Origin of the sequence: Neisseria sp. HMSC069H12 (genome assembly GCF_001812735.1) — a bacterium.
In the GTDB taxonomy this organism is placed as follows: Bacteria; Pseudomonadota; Gammaproteobacteria; order Burkholderiales; family Neisseriaceae; genus Neisseria; species Neisseria subflava.
Map to the genome: position 1 here is coordinate 84,451 of NZ_KV810284.1, position 18,440 is coordinate 102,890.

The 18,440-nt window shown below is 49.6% G+C and carries 17 protein-coding genes; 13 read left to right on the top strand and 4 right to left on the bottom strand.

Translation table 11 applies throughout. The annotated features are described in order from the left end of the window. The first annotated feature begins 173 nt into the window (after positions 1-173). From HMPREF2872_RS06400 to HMPREF2872_RS06425, 8 genes are all read left to right on the top strand, one after another. Positions 174-1,694 (top strand): DUF4178 domain-containing protein, encoded by a 1,521-nt coding sequence (locus tag HMPREF2872_RS06400; RefSeq protein WP_283119000.1) that lies wholly within the window; start codon positions 174-176, stop codon positions 1,692-1,694. 1 nt (position 1,695) lies between these two features. Continuing rightward, a complete protein-coding gene (locus HMPREF2872_RS11765) occupies positions 1,696-1,842 on the top strand; it encodes a hypothetical protein (RefSeq protein ID WP_168164757.1) in 147 nt (48 codons plus the stop codon). After that, positions 1,839-2,222 carry an adenosylmethionine decarboxylase gene (gene speD / locus HMPREF2872_RS06405; protein ID WP_070632184.1) on the top strand — a complete coding sequence of 128 codons (384 nt, stop codon included), beginning with the start codon at positions 1,839-1,841 and terminating at the stop codon, positions 2,220-2,222. Before HMPREF2872_RS11765 ends, speD begins: the two co-directional genes overlap by 4 nt. 78 nt (positions 2,223-2,300) lie before the next feature. Then, the gene (locus HMPREF2872_RS12040; RefSeq protein ID WP_283119001.1) at positions 2,301-2,609 is read left to right on the top strand and encodes a hypothetical protein; all 309 of its coding nucleotides are present in this window, start codon (positions 2,301-2,303) and stop codon (positions 2,607-2,609) included. Further along, a complete protein-coding gene (locus HMPREF2872_RS12045) occupies positions 2,579-2,791 on the top strand; it encodes a hypothetical protein (RefSeq protein ID WP_283119002.1) in 213 nt (70 codons plus the stop codon). The genes HMPREF2872_RS12040 and HMPREF2872_RS12045 overlap by 31 nt, the downstream gene beginning before the upstream one ends. 304 nt (positions 2,792-3,095) lie before the next feature. Further along, positions 3,096-4,682, top strand: coding sequence for a DUF4178 domain-containing protein (locus HMPREF2872_RS06415; RefSeq protein ID WP_283119003.1), 1,587 nt, complete (start codon positions 3,096-3,098; stop codon positions 4,680-4,682). Between the two features lie 67 nt (positions 4,683-4,749). Further along, the gene (locus HMPREF2872_RS06420; protein ID WP_070632190.1) at positions 4,750-6,360 is read left to right on the top strand and encodes an NAD(P)-binding protein; all 1,611 of its coding nucleotides are present in this window, start codon (positions 4,750-4,752) and stop codon (positions 6,358-6,360) included. Between the two features lie 67 nt (positions 6,361-6,427). After that, the gene (locus HMPREF2872_RS06425) at positions 6,428-6,796 is read left to right on the top strand and encodes a hypothetical protein (protein ID WP_070632194.1); all 369 of its coding nucleotides are present in this window, start codon (positions 6,428-6,430) and stop codon (positions 6,794-6,796) included. A 101-nt stretch (positions 6,797-6,897) separates the two neighbouring features. Here HMPREF2872_RS06425 and HMPREF2872_RS06430 read toward each other — a convergent pair whose 3' ends face one another. Both HMPREF2872_RS06430 and edd read right to left on the bottom strand, forming a co-directional pair. Further along, positions 6,898-7,536 (bottom strand): bifunctional 4-hydroxy-2-oxoglutarate aldolase/2-dehydro-3-deoxy-phosphogluconate aldolase, encoded by a 639-nt coding sequence (locus HMPREF2872_RS06430; RefSeq protein ID WP_070632198.1) that lies wholly within the window; start codon positions 7,534-7,536, stop codon positions 6,898-6,900. 375 nt (positions 7,537-7,911) lie between these two features. Next, complete coding sequence (gene edd / locus HMPREF2872_RS06435) at positions 7,912-9,747, bottom strand: phosphogluconate dehydratase (protein ID WP_070632201.1); 1,836 nt, start codon at positions 9,745-9,747, stop codon at positions 7,912-7,914. Between the two features lie 481 nt (positions 9,748-10,228). On the opposite strand from edd, the gene zwf reads away from it, so the two are divergent. The 5 genes from zwf to pgi all read left to right on the top strand — a co-directional run bounded on the left by zwf (position 10,229) and on the right by pgi (position 16,113). Then, positions 10,229-11,674, top strand: a complete 1,446-nt coding sequence (gene zwf / locus HMPREF2872_RS06440) for a glucose-6-phosphate dehydrogenase (RefSeq protein WP_070632204.1) — start codon at positions 10,229-10,231, stop codon at positions 11,672-11,674. Between the two features lie 63 nt (positions 11,675-11,737). Next, positions 11,738-12,433 (top strand): 6-phosphogluconolactonase, encoded by a 696-nt coding sequence (gene pgl, locus HMPREF2872_RS06445; protein WP_070632207.1) that lies wholly within the window; start codon positions 11,738-11,740, stop codon positions 12,431-12,433. Continuing rightward, a complete protein-coding gene (locus HMPREF2872_RS06450) occupies positions 12,414-13,394 on the top strand; it encodes a glucokinase (protein WP_070632210.1) in 981 nt (326 codons plus the stop codon). The genes pgl and HMPREF2872_RS06450 overlap by 20 nt, the downstream gene beginning before the upstream one ends. Before the next feature lie 77 nt (positions 13,395-13,471). Beyond that, positions 13,472-14,320 carry a DNA-binding transcriptional regulator HexR gene (hexR, locus tag HMPREF2872_RS06455; RefSeq protein ID WP_070632213.1) on the top strand — a complete coding sequence of 283 codons (849 nt, stop codon included), beginning with the start codon at positions 13,472-13,474 and terminating at the stop codon, positions 14,318-14,320. Between the two features lie 149 nt (positions 14,321-14,469). Continuing rightward, a complete protein-coding gene (gene pgi, locus HMPREF2872_RS06460) occupies positions 14,470-16,113 on the top strand; it encodes a glucose-6-phosphate isomerase (protein WP_070632217.1) in 1,644 nt (547 codons plus the stop codon). A gap of 51 nt (positions 16,114-16,164) precedes the next feature. Here the strand turns inward: pgi and HMPREF2872_RS06465 are convergent, their stop codons facing one another. Together HMPREF2872_RS06465 and HMPREF2872_RS06470 are read right to left on the bottom strand one after the other, a co-directional pair. Then, on the bottom strand, positions 16,165-17,262 hold the full coding sequence (locus tag HMPREF2872_RS06465) for an NnrS family protein (protein WP_070632218.1): 1,098 nt from the start codon (positions 17,260-17,262) through the stop codon (positions 16,165-16,167). A gap of 295 nt (positions 17,263-17,557) precedes the next feature. Further along, a complete protein-coding gene (locus HMPREF2872_RS06470; RefSeq protein WP_070632231.1) occupies positions 17,558-18,172 on the bottom strand; it encodes a CadD family cadmium resistance transporter in 615 nt (204 codons plus the stop codon). Positions 18,173-18,440: the final 268 nt, after the last annotated feature.

An 18,440-nucleotide genomic window follows, 5' to 3' on the forward strand; every position in this document is an offset into this window, starting at 1 on the left:
CAAAGAAGCGTTGAGCTGCTTCTGTGAAAAGGTTTCAGACGGCCTTTTGAATCATTTGATTGAGTCCGTTCGGCGATTTGGTTTGTTTCTAATTTGAAATCATTGATAAAACCAGTTGATATAAACGTTAAGGCCGTCTGAAACATTCCAACCCATTCTGAAAAAGCAAATCCATGTCTCAAACTCCTTTCTTCAAAACCGACTGCCCAAGCTGCGGCGCACCTGTCGAAGCGCATTCTGCTTCTGCTGTGACGCTGGTGTGCGGCTATTGCAACAGCATGCTGGTGCGGCAAGATAACGGCGTTGTCGACTCCGGCCGCGATTCCGCATTGCTGGAAGATTTTAGTCCGCTGCAAATCGGAACCAGCGGCACATTTGTCGCGCAACGCTTTACCTTGGTCGGACGGCTTCAGGTGCAATACGACGATGGTGCGTGGAATGAATGGTATGCGTTATTTGACGACGGTAGGGCAGGTTGGCTTTCAGAGGCGGGCGATTTATATGTGATGACCATGCCGGTCGAAATCGATAATCCGCCGAAATTTGAAGACACGCGAGCCGGATTTAGTGAGCTGACTTTTCAAGATAAGCGCTATATTGCCTCCGATGTCCGCAAAATCAGTTTGAAACGTGCCGCCGCGCAGGGCGAATTGCCGTTTTTTTTGAAAGAGGATACAGAAAATCGGGTTTCCGACTGGCGTTGCGAAAACCTTTTCATCACGCTCGATTACAGCAACACAACACCCGAAGCTTTCTTCGGGAGGATGGTAAACCTAGATGATTTGAAGCTGGAAAACACGCGCCACGAAGATGAAATTAAAGAAAGCGCAGGCCGTCTGAAAGGCAGTATTACTTCAGAAAACTGTCCTAACTGCGGCTCATCCATTCATTGGGTAAACGGGCTGACTTCCCATCTGAACTGTCAAAGTTGCGGTAGCGAATTGGCAGTCGGCAAAGATAAAGCGGAGCTTATTACCGCCAATAATCTGCGTTTGTCGCAAAATACGATGTTTACTTTGCCTGTCGGCTCGACAGGCCGTCTGAAAAAACGCGAATTTTACGTTATGGGAGCGATCAGATACGCCGAAACTGACGCACAGGAAACGTTCGACAACCTGTTCAACGGAGCCAACCGCGTGCTCATACCCGAAGGCCAATGGTCGGAATATCTGCTTTACAACCCAACTCAGGGTTTCTTATGGCTGGTTGAAGCTGATGAAGGTTGGAATATTTCTGAAACCTTGAACGATTGGCCGCGCCTCGACCGAAACCGCCAACCGCAAGGCTATGGCAAACTTTATGACTATGGCGGACGGGTCAGGATTGCCAGCGGAGCGTTTTATTGGCGCGTCCGAAACGGTGATTTGAATTATTACAGCGATTACCGAGACGGACAAAGCCGTAAGCTTGGTTCCGAACTAAACAGTCACGAAATGGCATGGAATAGAAGTACCCCCATTGCTTATCGGGAAATTGCAGATGCGTTTAATCTGACCAGCCGCGCACCGCATTACACTGCAAACATGGCGGCAGACGGTATTGATAAATCATTAAGAATCATAATGACCGCCATCTTGGTTGTCGTCAACCTCCCTGCGCTTCTGACCGGTGACAGCTCTACTGCACTTACCGTCATCTTTATAGGATGCTGGTTGTTGTGGACCATGGGTAAAAAAGACGAGGACGAGGATTAACATGTCGAGAATCACTTACATCATTTTCAGCACCATCATCATCGTCATCTCCATGATCATTAGCTACGGCTCTTCCGACTCCGACGGCTCGCGTATGCACTCCGGCGGTTATTACGGCGGCAGGGGTTATTCCGGAGGCCATAAATGACCCATGCCCCCGGTAACCATGGCCTATTAGACTTATACGGCTGCGATGAAGCCATCTTAAAAGATGAAGGCCGTCTGAAAACCGCTTTGGTAGCTGCCGCACAGGCTGCAGAAGCCACCATATTGAATGAACATTTCCACACATTCAGCGGCGCAGGCGGCGTAACCGGCGTTTTACTGCTCGCCGAGTCCCACATCAGTATCCACACTTGGCCGGAACACCATTTCGCCGCTATAGACGCATTTATTTGCGGCGGTATGAAATTGGAAAAAGTGAAGGAAATCTTGCGCAGGGAATTGGCGGCAGAAAGGGCTGTTTGGACGGTTGCGCGACGTGGCGAAGGTATACTGGACGATATACAACCATCGGTTAAACAATAAAATCTATAAGGCCGTCTGAAAAAATCGGCTGATAGCAAATTAGATAACAAATTTTGTATAAAAAGGCTTTTAAACAAAATGCTTAAAATAAAAGATTGGAAGAGAAACAGAAGTTTGCTATTGGTTATTTACTTGCTTGCAGGTTTGTTTTTGCTTGTGGTGGAAAGTGCCGAAGCAAAAAAATTAACACACGAGCGTACCGAGTATTGTCGTAATCAAGTTTATGTCAGTAATAACCAAGGCACATCCCTACAAGTTCAGCCAGGCGATAAGGCATCTTCAATCGCTCAATTGCACTATATGCAATATCTTTGTGTTATCGGTAATGACAGCAAAAATACTGAAAAAGGATACTCTTGGATAAAAGTAAAAAAGTACCTTTGGTAATCAAAGAAAACCAAATCAGTTGCCATGATATGAGCCTACCTGACAACTGCACCAAACCTACCGATTTCCCAACAGAATGGAAAATCAAACCGCCTAAAGGCAAAAAATGCCGTCTTTCCACTCATGTTGATGATGAAGGTCAGTTGCTTATTTTCGCAAAAGGCGTTTGCCCGACTGGATGAGTAAAAGAGAGAGATGTACAATTTTTTGCTGATTAATAAACTTGGCTTTTGTTAAAGAAAACAAGTTCATCGTATGGCATAACACTCAAAAAACAATATAAAGTATTCTTTATTAAAAGACAGGCCGTCTGAAAGCATATTCAATCCGTTTTCAGACGGCCTTAAACCTTGTACTGATTAAACTGAAATATTGACGCTATATGGAAAAACGCCTTTTTTTAAAACCGATTGCCCAAGCTGTGGTGCGTCTGTGGAGGCGTACTCCGCTACTGCCGTGACGCTGGTGTGTGGCCATTGCCGCAGTATGCTGGTTGCTAGAAGCGGTAAGGGGAGGAGCGGATATTTTGTTGCCAATGCAGGGCGTGATTCTGCGTTGCTGGAAGATTTCAGTCCGTTACAGATTGGAACGAGAGGCGTTTTTGATGATCGGAAATTTACGCTGATTGGGCGATTGCAGGTGCATTACGATGTCGGCACATGGAATGAATGGTATGTCTTGTTTGATGACGGGCAGACCGGCTGGCTTTCCGAGGTTGGCGATTTATATGCGATGACTTGTTTGCTGGCTCAGAAGAGGAGACGGGGGCCGAAAAATTTTAAGTCGGTGAAAGCCGGTTCCAGTTCGTTGATCTTTAATGGCCAAACCTTTATTGCGTCAGACGTCCGCACCATACATTACTGTAATACCGATGCGCAAGGCGAGTTGCCGTTCAATTTATCTGGGAATCAAGCGACAGGCGAGGTTTGCGACTGGCGACGGGGCAATTTGTTTTTGACCTTGGATTATTCAGCTTTTCCAATGGACTCCTACTTCGGACGCATAGTCAGTTTGGACAGTTTGAAGCTGGAAAATAAGCGCAGTGATGATGAAATCCGTGAAAGTGCAGGCCGTCTGAAAGGAGAGATTCTTTCTAAAAACTGCCCTCATTGCGGCGCTCCTGTTCATTGGCCAGGTGGTGTTACTTCTTTCCTTTTATGTCAGTCTTGCGGCAGTAGTTTGAACACGACAAAAGATACTGTTGCGTTGATGGAGGCAAATGCCCAAAGGAAAGAACAAGAAAACCTGTTCACACTTTCCATAGGTATGAAAGGCCGTCTGAACGATACAGAATATCTGATTATCGGGGCTGTAAGATTTGCTGAGATACCGTCCTATAACCAAAATCAGTCTGAATACTGGACGGAATATCTGCTTTATAACACGCAGCAAGGGTTTGCCTGGCTGATTGAGTCTGGAAAACGCTGGCGGTTGTCAGAAACCTTACACACATGGCCGGACTTTGATTCAAGTGGCAATCCTGCCGGTGAAATGTTGATTGATCATTACCGTGGGCAGGTCGAGGCAGCGGCTGGTGCTTTTTATTGGAAAGTCAAACAAGGCGATTTGCTTCATTACAAGGAATATAGCGGCAAGAAAAGTTATGGCCGGAATGTCATTCTGTGTTCTGAGCAGAGCAAGGATGAAATAGTCTGGAGTAAAAGCAGTCCTGTGTCTTACCGTCAAATGAGAAAGGCATTCGGCCTGTCTTTTGATACTAAGGAGATGCTCTCTTATTGGCTGAAGGGCGACAATAGAAATGTTGGGAGTCGAGATAATGTAGCCCGTATCATTGCCATGCTGATTCTTATCATCGTCAACCTTCCGGCCTGGCTGTCACCGCACCTACGTAGCCCTGTCGGCATAGTGGTCAGTCTGTGTGCGTTGGTATGGATATGGGTTTCCGACAGATATAAAAACGATCGTGATTACGAAGAAGAACGGGTAGGGACGATTATTTTCTTTGCTTTCATCATTTTTCTTACCGTCTTGTTCAACTATGTCCAAGCGGAAGATAGCGACTCATCGCATTCCGGCAGCTCCTATCATGGTTATTCGGCAGGGCATAAATAACGCGAGACCTGCTTAACCTCGTTGTACCGTTTTATTTTTATTTTTTCAGACAACCTTTTTATAAAACATGCTAACTCGCCGTCAATTTCTCAGCTATACCGCCGCGCTTGGCGCTGCCTCTGCTTTCTCTTGGCAGACTTATAAATACCTCAACCGCAAACCTCCGGTTTCTATTAACCGTGTCGGCTTGCCGTTGGGGCATTTGTTGCGCGACGGAGAATTGATCAATCAGCCGACCCGTCGTTATGAATGCAATACCTTGATACTCGGTGGCGGTGCGGCTGGTTTGGGGGCGTTGTGGTATTTGGCGAAGCATAATCACTGCGATGTATTATTGGCAGAAGGGTTTGAACGCAATGGCAACAATGCCGCCTATACGTCTTCAGCCGGCCTGAAAGCGCCGAGTGGTGCGCATTATTTGGCTTTGCCGTCGAAAGAAAGCGTGTATGTGCGCGAGATGCTGGCAGATTTCGGTATTTTGCAGCCGGATGGCAGCGTTAGGGAAACCGATTTGGTCTATGCGCCCGAATCGCGCCTCTTATATCAGGATAAATGGGTGGAACATTTATTGCCGAAAGAAGATGCGGATTCCAAACGGTTTTTTGATTTGATAGGCCGTCTGAAACAGGCTTACGGCAATGACGGTAAGAAAATTTTTGCTATTCCGATTGCGCTGTCATCGGCAGATGAAACATGGCGGAAACTCGATAATCTGACGTTTAAACAATGGCTTGAGCAAGAAAGTTATAACTCACCCGAGCTTTTATGGTATCTCGATTATTGTTGCCGCGACGATTACGGACAAGGCATCAGGCAAGTGTCTGCCTTTGCCGGACTGCATTATTTTGCCGCCCGCAACAGCGCGGAAACCGTCCTCACTTGGCCCGAAGGTTTGGCGCATCTTTCTGAAAACCTGCGCCGTCATGCCGGTTTGCAGGAAGGCTGGCAATGGCCGTCTGAAAACCGTATCCGTTTGGAGAAGCCTGCTTCAATTAATGCTTCTGCCGTCAAAATCAAACCGCTTTCAGACGGCCGGATTGAAGTATGGTTGCGTGATAATGCAAAAGGGGAAACCGTTGCCGTCACCGCGCAACACGTTATCTCTGCCATGCCGCTGATGGTTGCTGCCCGCATTATTGAATCTCCCGAACAATTTGGTCTGGACATCCCAGAATACGCGCCATGGCTGGTTTCTAATTTTGAACTGCACAGTTTCCCGAAAGAAAAAAACAACAGCGAACTTGCGTGGGACAATGTGGTTTACGGCAGCCAAGGATTGGGCTATGTTGTTGCGACCAACCAGCTTATCCGGGTTGCCCGTCCCGAACGCACGATTTTTACCGCCTATGCCGCGCTCAACCACGATACGCCACAAGCCGTCCGCCGCCAGCTGCTTGAAGCAAGCGACGAAGAGCTGCTCCAGCTTGCCGCCCAAGATCTGCTTACCGCTTACGGCGAAGGCTTTTGGCGGCACGTTTCCCATGTTGACATTACCGTTCGCGGGCATGGCATGAGCGTGCCGAAACCCGGCTATTTAAGCGATGAGGCTTTATTAAAAATCAGAAACCGAAATTCTGGATTATTATTTGCACACAGTGATTTAAGCAGCTATTCGGTATTTGAAGAGGCTTTGTATTGGGGTGTGGAAGCGGCACGGAAAGTGTTGGGGCAGGGATAATTGAATGGAGCAGATACTGGGCTAAATATCTGTTTGTATTCAAATTTCAATTCTAAAAGGAAACTATATGAAATATTTGAGCTTTTCTCTGATTGTTGCCTTAGGGTTAGGGAGCGCGGCATTTGCCTCAGCTGAAAAAATGCTGCCTCTGAATGAAACAGGCTGCATTGACCAACCCTTACAGGTTAAACGTGGCCAAGTGTTTGGTTTTAATAGTTCGGCAGATGCCGGTTTAGTGCTTTCGTTCGCGCCTGTCAGTCCTAGTGTCGTTGTAAAAGACCCGAAAGGCAAACGGATTGCTTTGGAAGTAGGGGCTGATGGAGATGCACCTGAAAACCGCTTCAGCTTTGCCGAAATCAATCAAAAAGGACGTTACACCATCCGCTTCCCACGCGCGGGTAAGATTGAATCTTTGTGTGTTAATGCTGCCAATTAGGATAAATATTAAGCCGAATAATGCTTGATTCGGTATGCTTGCAGTAAAAAAGGCCGTCTGAAATCATATTCAGACGGCCTTTTTTTAACCTTATAACCTGATTAGGCTTTTGGTTTCAAAGCGGCAGCTTCGCGAGCCAGACGGGTGATGGTGTCCCAGTCTTTGTTTTTCACGGCTTCTTTCGGGGTCAGCCATGAGCCGCCGACGCACAAGACGTTGGGCAGTGCCAAGTAATCGGGGGCGGTGGCGAGGCTGATGCCACCGGTCGGGCAGAAGCGCACGTCGGCATAAGGACCGTAGAGTGCTTTGAGCATGGCTTTGCCGCCGACGACTTCGGCGGGAAAGAGTTTGAGGGTATCGATGCCGTGTTCTAAAGCCAGTTGGACTTCGCCCGGAGTGGCAACGCCGGGAATCAGGGGGATGCCGCTGTTGTGGCTGGCTTTGGCGAGGGATTCGTGCAAACCCGGGCTGATGGCGAAAACCGCGCCTGCGTCTTCGACGGCTTTGAGCTGTTCGGGGTTGGTAACCGTACCCGCGCCAACGATGGCGTTGGGCACTTCTTTGGCAATCAGGCGGATGGCGTCGAGGCCGACGGGAGTGCGCAGGGTGATTTCGAGGGTGGGGATGCCGCCTTCGACAAGGGCGTGGGACAAATCGACGGCGGTGCTTAAGTCGTCAATTGCCATGACGGGCACAACTGCACCGGCAGTCAGGATTTCGCGTGGGGTCAGTTTGGACATTTCGATTCTCCAAGTGGGATGGGGTTGTCGTTTTTGTTGAGGTCAAATGGGACGGGGGGGGGTTAAGTTTTCAGACGACCTTTGGGCTGTAGGTCGGATACTTGTATCCGACAAATACCCCTGATAACGTCGGATTCGAGAATCCGACCTACGTCTTTGGTTTTGTTCGTGAGCTAAGCCCACGCTACATCTGCTGCGTTCAAACGGGACGAGGTTTTAAGTTTCAGACGACCTTTGGGGGCTGTAGGTCGGATACCCGTATCCGACAAATGCCCTGATAACGTCGGATTTGAGAATCCAACATACGTCTATCTTAAACCGCTTTAATAATTTTTCAGACGACCTTTCGTTCACAAAGGTCGTCTGAAACGTGCATCAGGCAAATTCGCCGCCGAAACTCATGGCGCCGGTTTCTGCGCTGCTGGTCATGCTGCGGAAGTTGGCGAAGAGTTCGCGGCCGCAGCCTTGTTGGTTCGCGCTTAAGTCGATGCGTTCGACTTCGCGGGCGTTCCATTCGGCTTCGTTGATCAGGACGTTGAGTTCGCCGGTAACGGAGTCGAAGCGGATCAGGTCGCCGGTACGAATTTTGGCAATGTTGCCGCCCATCAAGGCTTCAGGCGTCATGTGGATGGAGGCTGGAACTTTGCCGGATGCGCCGGACATACGGCCGTCGGTCAGCAACGCCACTTTGAAGCCGCGGTCTTGCAAGATGCCCAAAGGCGGGGTCAGTTTGTGCAACTCGGGCATACCGTTGGCGCGCGGACCTTGGTAGCGGACAACGCAGACGAAATCGCGTTCCAACTCGCCGCGCTCAAACGCTGCCAACACTTCGCGTTGGTCGTTGAACACGATGGCGGGCGCTTCGATGATGCGGCAGCCCTCGCGCACGGCAGACACTTTAATCACGCCGCGTCCGATATTGCCTTTCATCAGGCGCAGACCGCCGTCTGGGGAGAACGGGTTGTCGGCTTTGCGCAGGATGTCTTCATTGCCGCTGGTTTCGGGGGCTTCGCGCCATTCGAGTTTGCCATCAATGAGGAAAGGCTCTTTGGTGTAGTGGCGCATACCGTGTCCGACGACGGTATCGACATCGTCGTGCAACAGACCTACGTCCAGCAATTCGCGGATGACGAAAGGCAGGCCGCCGGCTGCGGTAAAGTGGTTCACGTCGGCTTTGCCGTTGGGATACACACGGATCAGCAATGGGATGATGGAGGAAATTTCGTCGAAGTCGTCCCAGTTCAAAATTACGCCTGCGGCACGCGCCATAGCAACGAGGTGCATGGTGTGGTTGGTCGAACCGCCGGTCGCCATCAGGCCGATCAGGGCGTTGATGAAGGATTTTTCGGTCAACATTTCGCCCAATGGTTTGATGGTGCCATTTTTGATGCCGCGTGCGAGGTGTCCGGCGGCGTAGCGGGTCAGGGCTTCGCGCAGGTCGGTATAGGGGTGGACGAAAGCGGCGGCGGGCAGGTGTACGCCCATCATTTCCATCATCATTTGGTTGGAGTTTGCCGTGCCGTAGAAGGTACAAGTACCGGGACTGTGGTAAGAACCCATTTCACTTTCAAGCAAGGCATCGCGGCCGACTTTGCCTTCGGCGAAAAGCTGGCGGGTACGGGCTTTTTCTTTATTGCCGATACCGCTGGACATCGGGCCTGCCGGAACGAAGATGCCGGGAATATGGCCGAAAGACAAAGCGCCGATCATCAAGCCGGGAACGATTTTGTCGCACACACCCATAAACAGGCTGCCGTCAAACATTTGATGAGACAGACCGACAGCGGTACTCATGGCAATCACGTCACGGGAGAACAGTGACAATTCCATACCGGCATAGCCTTGGGTAATACCGTCGCACATGGCAGGCGTACCGCCGGCGACTTGGGCGGTCGCGCCGTTTTTCTGTGCTTCGTTTTTGATTTGATCAGGGAAGTCTTTAAACGGCTGGTGTGCGGAAACCATGTCGTTGTAGGCAGTAATGATGCCTAAGTTGGGAACGGTGTCCTGAAGCATTTCGATTTTGATGCTTTTGGGCATGGAGGCGTAGCCGTGCGCCAAATTGCTGCAGCCGAGCTGGTTGCGCTCTAAGCGTCCCATCTGTTTGGCACTACGGATTTTCGCCAGATATTTTTCACGCATCGGGCGGCTGCGCTCGATGATGCGCTCGGTAATCTCGGCGAGTTTAGGGTGAATAGGAGTGGGGTTCATGTGCTGTCTCCTGGCAAAACGATATGATAGGGATTTTGTTTGCGCGTTTCTGATTTTTGTATTGGGTGTTTTTCAGACGGCCTGGAGCTGTGGGAATAAATAATGAGTGCCGTCTGAAATGTTGAAGATTTCTCTTCGAAGTGTCTGCGTATTATAGTACAAATTCTGTAATTTTGTTACAGAATAATTCGCTAAGTGGAAGAAATTTGATTTAAATCGAGGTATAGTCAATTTGTAAAATGGCAGGCTGCAAAAGTCATCAAACTTTTATGTTAAATCAAACAATTTGTAAAAATGAGAATGGACAAAATCTGTAGTCATGTGTAGTATTACTACTCACTAGCCCGCTTGTTTGAAATTTTGGTGCGGGCGATTGGTTTTTTACTGCTTATTGCTTAAAGGCTTTTGATTTTAATTGATTTTTATGGATGACGACAGTCCAAAAGTTTTGAAGCAAGCTTCCTCAACGAGAGATGAAACGATGAGTACACAGACAAATTTTGATTTGGTGTTGTTTGGCGCGACCGGCGATTTGGCAATGCGTAAACTTTTGCCTTGCCTGTATCAGGCGCATGTAGCCGGTTTGCTTCATCCCGAAGGTCGTATTTTGGGTGTAAGCCGCAGCGAATTGGATACCGCCGGCTTTTTGTCTAAAGTGGAAACGAATTCTAAAATCCATGTCAAACAAAACTTCTCAGATGAAGCGTGGGCGTCGTTTATCCAACGTATCGAGTATTTAAAAGTCGATGTCACAGAGAAAGGCGATTTCATTGCCTTGGGCGACTTGGTAAAAGCACGCAAGAATACTGAAAATGTCGCGATCTATCTCTCAACTGCGCCGAAATTCTTTGCGCAAGCCTGTGAAAACCTTGCCGAAATCGGTTTGAATGCCGATAACGTGCGCGTGGTTTTGGAAAAACCGTTGGGTACGGACTTGGCCTCCTCCCAGCAAATCAATACAGATGTGGCCCGTTATTTCAAAGAAGAGCAAATCTACCGTATCGACCATTATCTGGGTAAAGAAAGTCTGCAAAACCTGTTGGCCTTGCGTTTTGCCAATGTGATGTTCGAGCCTTTGTGGAACAACAAATATATTGAAAGCGTACAGCTGACCATCGCCGAGCAATTGGGCGTGGAAGAGCGCGGCGAGTTTTACGACATTACCGGTGCGTTGCGCGATATGGTGCAAAACCACTTGATGCAAATGCTTTGTATGACTGCGATGGAAGCGCCGGCGAGCTTGGATGCCGATGCCGTACGCGACGAGAAAGTAAAAGTCATCAAATCGCTGAAACCGCTGACCATCGAATCCGTTAACGAAAATGTTATTCGCGGCCAATATGTTGCAGCAAACGGCATGAACGGCTATCTGGAAGAAGTCAACGTTCCGCAAGACAGCTTCACTGAAACCTATGTCGCCATCAAAGCCGAAATCGAAAACGAGCGTTGGAAAGGCGTACCTTTCTACCTGCGTACCGGCAAACGCATGGCAGGCAAAGTGGCGGAAATCGTGTTGAACTTCCGTCCGCTGCAAAACCATATTTTTGACAACAGCCAACCTGCGCCGAATCGTTTGGTTATTGAACTACAACCGACCGAATCCATCCGCCTTTACACTCAAGTGAAAACTCCGGGTGCAGGTAACAAAGTCGAAGTTACGCCGATTGGCGTGGACTTGGGCACAGTCGTAGAGGGCCGCCGCGCCGAGGCTTACGAGCGTCTGCTGCTGGATGTGATTAATGGCAAACTCGCTTTGTTCAACCGTCGTGACGAACTCGAAGCCGCTTGGGAATATGTGATGCCGATTTTGGAAAACTGGGCGAACAATACAACGCCTCCACATGCTTACGAAGCCCATTCTTGGGGTCCTGAAGCTGCGCGCGCGTTGTTGGCCCGTGACGGCAACAAGTGGCACGAAGAGCAATAATATTTCTTTCAGACGGCCTTGTTTTCCAACAAAAGGCCGTCTGAAACCATGAAAGGACGAAACATGTTTGTTTGGCACGAACAAGAAAACGCTGCAACTGCCGCGCAAGCTCTCGCCGATGCCGTTGCCGCCGCATTGCAAGCCGCGTTGAATGAGAAAGGCCATGCGGTTTTGGCTGTTTCCGGCGGTCGTTCGCCGATTGCGTTTTTCGAGGCTTTGTCGCAAAAAGATTTAGATTGGCAAAATGTCGGCATTACTTTGGTGGACGAGCGTATTGTTCCGACCACGCATGCCGACAGCAATACAGGCTTGGTACGCGAATATCTGCTCAAAAATAATGCGGCCGTTGCCACATGGATTCCTGTTGTTGAAGACGGAAAGTCTGAAACTGAATTACAACCTGAAGTTGTCGTTGCTTACGCATTGAAACATTATAAGCAACCTGACGTGCTGGTGTTGGGCATGGGTTCAGACGGGCATACGGCGTCGTTGTTTCCGCAAGCGCCTCAATTACAGGCCGCAATCAATGAAGCTGATGACCCGACATTGATTCATACTACGCCGGTTACCGCACCGCATGAGCGTGTGAGCATGACTTTGGGTGCGATTGCCAAAACGCCGAATGTATTTTTGGCCATTCAAGGCGCAGAGAAAAAAGCGGTATTCGATAAGGCTGCTGCAAGGGCTGACACCGAATATCCGACCAGTCTGATTCTCAATCACCAAGGAATTAACTGCCATGTCTACTATGCACATTGAGGCTTATCCTCGTTTGATCGCCGATATCGGCGGTACGAATGCCCGTTTTGCACTTGAAACTGCACCACAGGTCATTGAAAAGGCTGAAGTCTTGCCTTGTAAAGATTACGTCACCATCGTCGATGCCGTCAAAACTTATTTGGAACGCGCAGGCAGACCGAAAGTTTTGCACGCTGCCTTTGCGATTGCCAATCCGATTTTGGGCGACTGGGTGCAGATGACCAACCACCACTGGGCATTCTCCATCGAAACCACCCGTCAGGCTTTGGGTTTTGAAACGTTGATTCTGTTGAACGACTTTACCGCCCAAGCTTTGGCAGTAACACAAACCGATAAGAAAGACTTGATACAAATCGGCGGTCAAAAACCAATTGAATTTGCGCCTAAAGCCGTTATCGGTCCAGGTACCGGCTTGGGTGTCAGCGGCTTGGTGCACAGCGCTGCCGGCTGGGTAGCGTTGGCAGGCGAGGGCGGCCATACCAGCTTCCCGCCGTTTGACGATATGGAAGTGTTGATTTGGCAATACGCTAAAAACAAATACGGTCATGTTTCTGCCGAGCGTTTCTTGAGCGGCTCAGGCTTAAGCCTAATTTATGAAGCATTGGCCAAACGCGACAACATCAAACAATGCCGTCTGAAGCCCTCTGAAATTACCGATAAGACATTGAGCGGAACATCGCCGATTTGCCGTCAGACTTTGGATATTTTCTGCGCCATGTTGGGTACGGTCGCTTCCAATTTGGCTTTGACCTTGGGTGCGCGCGGCGGCGTGTATTTGTGCGGCGGGATTATCCCGCGCGTGTTGGATTACTTTAAAACGTCTCCATTCCGCAGCCGCTTTGAAAACAAAGGCCGCTTTGAAGCTTATCTTGCCGCCATTCCCGTGTATGTCGTATTGAGCGAATTTCCGGGCATCGTCGGCGCGACGGTGGCATTAGACAATCATTTAAATAACGTTTAAACACACAAACGGCGGTGCAGGGCAGGGTACGAAAATATACCTTGTCCTGAACGTCAAAGAATCAAAGGGTAGAGTATATGTTAAGCAAAATCAGCGAATCATTGTCCAATCTCTCCGGCGCAGAACGCAAAGTTGCCGAATCTGCGCTGGCCGAGCCGAAATGGTTCGTTCATGCCGCTGTGGCGGAAATCGCCGAGCGTGCATCTGTCAGTCAGCCGACTGTAATCCGTTTCTGCCGCAGTCTGGGTTACAAAGGTTTGCCTGAGTTCAAACTCGCGTTGTCTGCCAGCATCGGTCATGAAGGCATGCCTTACGTTCATGAAGAATTGAACGCCGATGACAACATGAGCAGCGTGGTCGAAAAAGTATTGGGCAATGCCGCAGCCTCTCTCTTGGGGGAGCGCCGCTTCTTGAAAGAATCCGAGCTGGAAAACGCGATTGCTATTTTGATGCACGCGCGACGCGTTGAGTTTTATGGTGTCGGCAACTCCGGCATCGTTGCTCAAGATGCGCAGCACAAATTCTTCCGTTTCGGTATGTCCACCGTCGCCTATGTCGATACGCATACCCAGTTGATGGCGGCTTCCGTATTGACCGAGCAAGATGTGTTGGTAGCGATTTCCAATACCGGCTCATCTATCGAATTGTTGGATGCGGCCAGTATTGCCAAAGAAAACGGTGCAGCCGTTATCGCGCTGACCCGCAATGATTCGCCGTTGGCACAAATGGCCGACTGCGTATTGAGCATTACCACTCAGGAAAATGCAGAGCTTTATACGCCTATGGTGTCCCGTCTTTTGCAGTTGGCCGTTATCGACATTCTTGCCATCGGCTTGGCTTTACGCTTGGGTGATACTGCCAGCACGCAACTGCAAAAAAGTAAAAAAAGCATACATAACAAACACATCGAATACGATAAAGATTGATTCTTCACTGATATATTCAGACGGCCTTAACCCACATCAAGGCCGTCTGAAACCTCAAAAAACGGAAACCACCCCGTTCCCGTTCCCGTTTCAGACGACCTCACGGCCGTTTTCTCAACAAAACTGTCCACTATCCAGGAGAGCATCCGATGAAACACCTTCACGATTTACCAGCTTGGTCAAAATTATGGATACATTTTGACGAAACCAAAGAACAACACATGCGCGAAATGTTCGAACAAGATCCCGAACGTGCCGAGCGCTACTGGCTGCAGGTTGGCGGCCTGACTTTGGATTATTCTAAAAACCGTATCAACGACGAAACCATGTCGCTTTTGTTTGAGTTGGCGCGTGAAGCAGGCGTACCGGAACGGATGCAGCAAATGTTCCGCGGCGAAAAAATCAATACAACAGAAAACCGCGCCGTACTCCACGTTGCCCTGCGCAACCGCACCAATGCCCCCATCGTCGTGGATGGCGAGGATGTCATGCCAAAGGTCAACCATGTCTTGCAACGCATGGGCGAGTTCGCGCATGAAGTCCGCAGCGGCAGCTGGTTGGGCTATACCAATCAAGTCATTACCGACGTCGTCAACATCGGTATCGGCGGCTCCGACCTCGGCCCTCTGATGATGTGTACCGCGCTCAAGCCTTTCGGTCATCCGCGCCTGAAGATGCACTTCGTCTCCAATGTGGACGGCTCCCAACTGCGCGATGTATTGTCTAAAGTACACCCTGAAACCACGCTGTTCATCATTGCTTCCAAAACCTTTACCACCCAAGAAACCCTGACCAACGCCTTGACCGCGCGTAAATGGTTCTTGGATCATGCAGGCGATGAAAGCGCCGTCGCCAAACACTTCGTTGCCGTATCGACCAACCAAAAAGCCGTTGCCGAATTCGGTATCGATACCGTCAATATGTTTGAATTTTGGGATTGGGTCGGCGGCCGTTACAGCCTGTGGTCTGCCATCGGTCTGCCGATTATGCTGTACCTCGGCGAAGAAAACTTCATCGAAATGCTCAACGGCGCGCACCTGATGGACCAACACTTCATCAACACGCCGCTGGAGCGCAACCTGCCGGTTATCCTTGCCCTTATCGGCATTTGGTACATCAACTACTACGGCGGCGGCAGCCACGTTATCGCACCTTACGACCAACATCTCCACCGTCTGCCCAAATTCATCCAGCAGCTCGATATGGAGAGCAACGGCAAACAAGTGACCCTTGACGGCAAAGCTGTTGGTTACGAAACTTCGCCGATTATTTGGGGCGAAACCGGTATCAACGGCCAGCACGCCTTCTTCCAACTGCTGCACCAAGGTACGCACATTACCCCGATCGACCTCATCGCCTCGCTTGAGAAACGCAGCAACCTGCGCGGTCACCACGAAATCCTGCTCGCCAACGTCTTCGCCCAAGCCGAAGCCTTCATGCGCGGCAAAACCCCCGACGAAGTCCGCGCCGAACTCAAAGACCAAGGCATGGAAGCAGAGCGCATCGAAGAGCTGGTTCCGCACAAAACCTTCTCAGGCAACCGCCCGACCAACCTCATCCTCATGGACAAAATCAACCCCCGCAACATGGGCAGCCTGATCGCCATGTACGAACACAAAACCTTCGTCCAAGGCATTATCTGGGGCATCAACAGCTTCGACCAATGGGGCGTCGAACTCGGCAAACAGCTCGCCAAAACCATTCTTGCCGAATTGACCGGCGAGACCGAAGTGCAAAAACACGACAGCTCCACTACACGTCTGATTAATCTTTATTTGAATGCCAATAAATAAAGCATTTATTTAAAGCTAAGGCCGTCTGAAATGTTCAGACGGCCTTTTGTTTTATTCCGGATCATCCGTAAACGCATTTTCCCGAAATATCGGTACAAACGTGAAAAGATACAGTACGAACACGGCGATAGTCAGAATCGCAGGAACGGTGATGAAAAATATCGGGTTCACGTTCATCAAGAAAGCACGCGAGACAGCAGCCATAAAGAGTAGGGGGACGGCAATGCGGCAGAGTTTCGGGTAGTCGAGTTTGGTAAAGCCGCTGTGCCATAGACCGGCGGTCAGCCACACCATCATCACGCCGCCCATCATGCCGCCGAGGGTAATCAGGTGCAGGGGGGCGGAGGCGGGCAGGTTTTGCAGTTTCGCCGCGCCTGTCCACAGATAACCTGCGGCGGCAAAAAGCTGGAGCAGGTAATAGGTGCGGACGTAGTGTTTGCGCAGGAGTTCGTGATGGTGCAGTTCGCGCAGCTTGGCGAGCAGGATGAAGCCGACGGCAAGCGCGGTAAAACCGGCGGTTTGCGCGGGCAGCCAAAGTTCGGCGGCGGCGTGCAGGAGCAGGAAGGTGATGGCGATGTTTTTATAGACGACGTTGGGGATGAATACGGGGTCTTTCAGACGGCATTCTTTAAGGGCTTCCGCGCCCAGAAGGACGCTGACGCGGACGGATACGAACATGACCGCCGCCATGTTCAGATGCACTTGCGCGCGCAGCAGGTTCAAATCGCCGCTGACGGCATAGGTCGTCTGAAAAACGGTGAACGCGGCAAGCAGCATCAGCAGGGCGAAGTTGTCGGTGTTGCGGTCGAGCCAAATCAGCCAAGCGCAGAACAGCAGCAACACCAGCCAATAGGCGGCGACGAAAAACGAAGCGGTTTGCGGCGCAAACGGCAGCAGGGCGGATGCGGCAAGCAACAGCGCCGCCAAGACGGTGGCGACGGGTTTCAGACGACCTTTATAACCCGTCCATTCGAGCATGGCGGCAGTCAGAAAACCGCCGTATGCCGCAGGCAGCATGAGTTCTAAGAAGATTTGGCGGTGCAGGACGATAGCGGCGGGGCTGATGAAAAACACCAACGCGCCGAGTATGGCAAGCACCGCCGCGCCGACGAAAAACGGCCGCATGGGGTGGGTGAAAAATTTATTCATGGCTTGGCTTAATTCTGCATGAAGATGCTTTCGGATATGGATTTATTGGGCGGACAGGGCCGTATCTTTTGCCAAAGAGGCAAGCCTGCGGCTTGCTTGCCCTCTCCCTAGCCCTCTCCCACGGGGAGAGGGGATTAGGCTACCAAACCCGAACATTTTCAGGTTTACCTGCCATCTGATTCCCAATCCTGCGCCCTCTGATTTTCAGCAACCTGATCCCCTCTCCCCGTGGGAGAGGGTTAGGGAGAGGGCAACGAACCGCAAGGTTTGTCAGATACTCAAATGCCCGTATCATTCATATTATTGATATTATTGTTTGAATTGTATTATTTTCAATAATAATAAATAATCCTAAACCAATATAAATAACAGCCATTATCCAACGACTAAACTTCTCTACAATTTCACCAATACCTGAAATATTAGCCAATCTTTGTGCTGTATATACTAAAACAAAAATCAATATTAAAAATACAAGAAGAGTAACTAATAAGTCGACAAGATCTAAAGTCACAAAGTAAGGAACAAAAAGTCCAATATTATCTGCACCACAACTAGCAACTGTAACCAAAGCAACAATACCGACTAATTTTGACAACCCTTTTTCATCCAATTCTTTTTTAGCTCTTTTTTCGCCCTCACAATCGTCGTAAATAGCAACTTTAATACCTAAGTAAATCGGTATTAAACCTAATAAACCCAACACCCATTTTTCCGGAACATAATTCAAAACAAAATCTAGAAATAAACTAACTAATATTAAAATTACAGAACCTAAATATTGTCCGATATAAATATCTCGATATTCTTTTCTAGTATTTGCTCTAGCAAAAAATACTAATAGTATTACCAACAAATCTACTGCTGTAGCAATATATAAAACAGCAGCAGTAATCACAGTAGAAAACATAAAGCACCTCATAATGAATCCCCTGCCCCCTTGGCACCACGGCTTTTTCAAAAACCGAATCGCGTTCGGATAACAGATTCGTATCTTTCGCTAAAGAGGCAAGCCTGCGGCTCGCTTACCCTCTCCCTAGCCCTCTCCCACGGAGAGAGGGAATTGGGCTGTCGAGCCTGAACATTTTTAGGTTTACCTGCCATCTGATTCCCAATCCTACGGCCCTCTGATTTTCAGCAACCTGTTCCCCTCTCCCCGTGGGAGAGGGTTAGGGAGA

What these genes read in the sequence shown, in the direction of transcription:
- HMPREF2872_RS06400 (WP_283119000.1), top strand. Translation starts at nt 174, where the DNA reads ATGTCTCAAACTCCTTTCTTCAAAACCGACTGCCCAAGCTGCGGCGCA.
- HMPREF2872_RS11765 (WP_168164757.1), top strand. Translation starts at nt 1,696, where the DNA reads ATGTCGAGAATCACTTACATCATTTTCAGCACCATCATCATCGTCATC.
- speD (WP_070632184.1), top strand. Translation starts at nt 1,839, where the DNA reads ATGACCCATGCCCCCGGTAACCATGGCCTATTAGACTTATACGGCTGC.
- HMPREF2872_RS12040 (WP_283119001.1), top strand. Translation starts at nt 2,301, where the DNA reads ATGCTTAAAATAAAAGATTGGAAGAGAAACAGAAGTTTGCTATTGGTT.
- HMPREF2872_RS06415 (WP_283119003.1), top strand. Translation starts at nt 3,096, where the DNA reads ATGCTGGTTGCTAGAAGCGGTAAGGGGAGGAGCGGATATTTTGTTGCC.
- HMPREF2872_RS06420 (WP_070632190.1), top strand. Translation starts at nt 4,750, where the DNA reads ATGCTAACTCGCCGTCAATTTCTCAGCTATACCGCCGCGCTTGGCGCT.
- HMPREF2872_RS06425 (WP_070632194.1), top strand. Translation starts at nt 6,428, where the DNA reads ATGAAATATTTGAGCTTTTCTCTGATTGTTGCCTTAGGGTTAGGGAGC.
- HMPREF2872_RS06430 (WP_070632198.1), bottom strand. Translation starts at nt 7,536, where the DNA reads ATGTCCAAACTGACCCCACGCGAAATCCTGACTGCCGGTGCAGTTGTG.
- edd (WP_070632201.1), bottom strand. Translation starts at nt 9,747, where the DNA reads ATGAACCCCACTCCTATTCACCCTAAACTCGCCGAGATTACCGAGCGC.
- zwf (WP_070632204.1), top strand. Translation starts at nt 10,229, where the DNA reads ATGAGTACACAGACAAATTTTGATTTGGTGTTGTTTGGCGCGACCGGC.
- pgl (WP_070632207.1), top strand. Translation starts at nt 11,738, where the DNA reads ATGTTTGTTTGGCACGAACAAGAAAACGCTGCAACTGCCGCGCAAGCT.
- HMPREF2872_RS06450 (WP_070632210.1), top strand. Translation starts at nt 12,414, where the DNA reads ATGTCTACTATGCACATTGAGGCTTATCCTCGTTTGATCGCCGATATC.
- hexR (WP_070632213.1), top strand. Translation starts at nt 13,472, where the DNA reads ATGTTAAGCAAAATCAGCGAATCATTGTCCAATCTCTCCGGCGCAGAA.
- pgi (WP_070632217.1), top strand. Translation starts at nt 14,470, where the DNA reads ATGAAACACCTTCACGATTTACCAGCTTGGTCAAAATTATGGATACAT.
- HMPREF2872_RS06465 (WP_070632218.1), bottom strand. Translation starts at nt 17,262, where the DNA reads ATGAATAAATTTTTCACCCACCCCATGCGGCCGTTTTTCGTCGGCGCG.
- HMPREF2872_RS06470 (WP_070632231.1), bottom strand. Translation starts at nt 18,172, where the DNA reads ATGTTTTCTACTGTGATTACTGCTGCTGTTTTATATATTGCTACAGCA.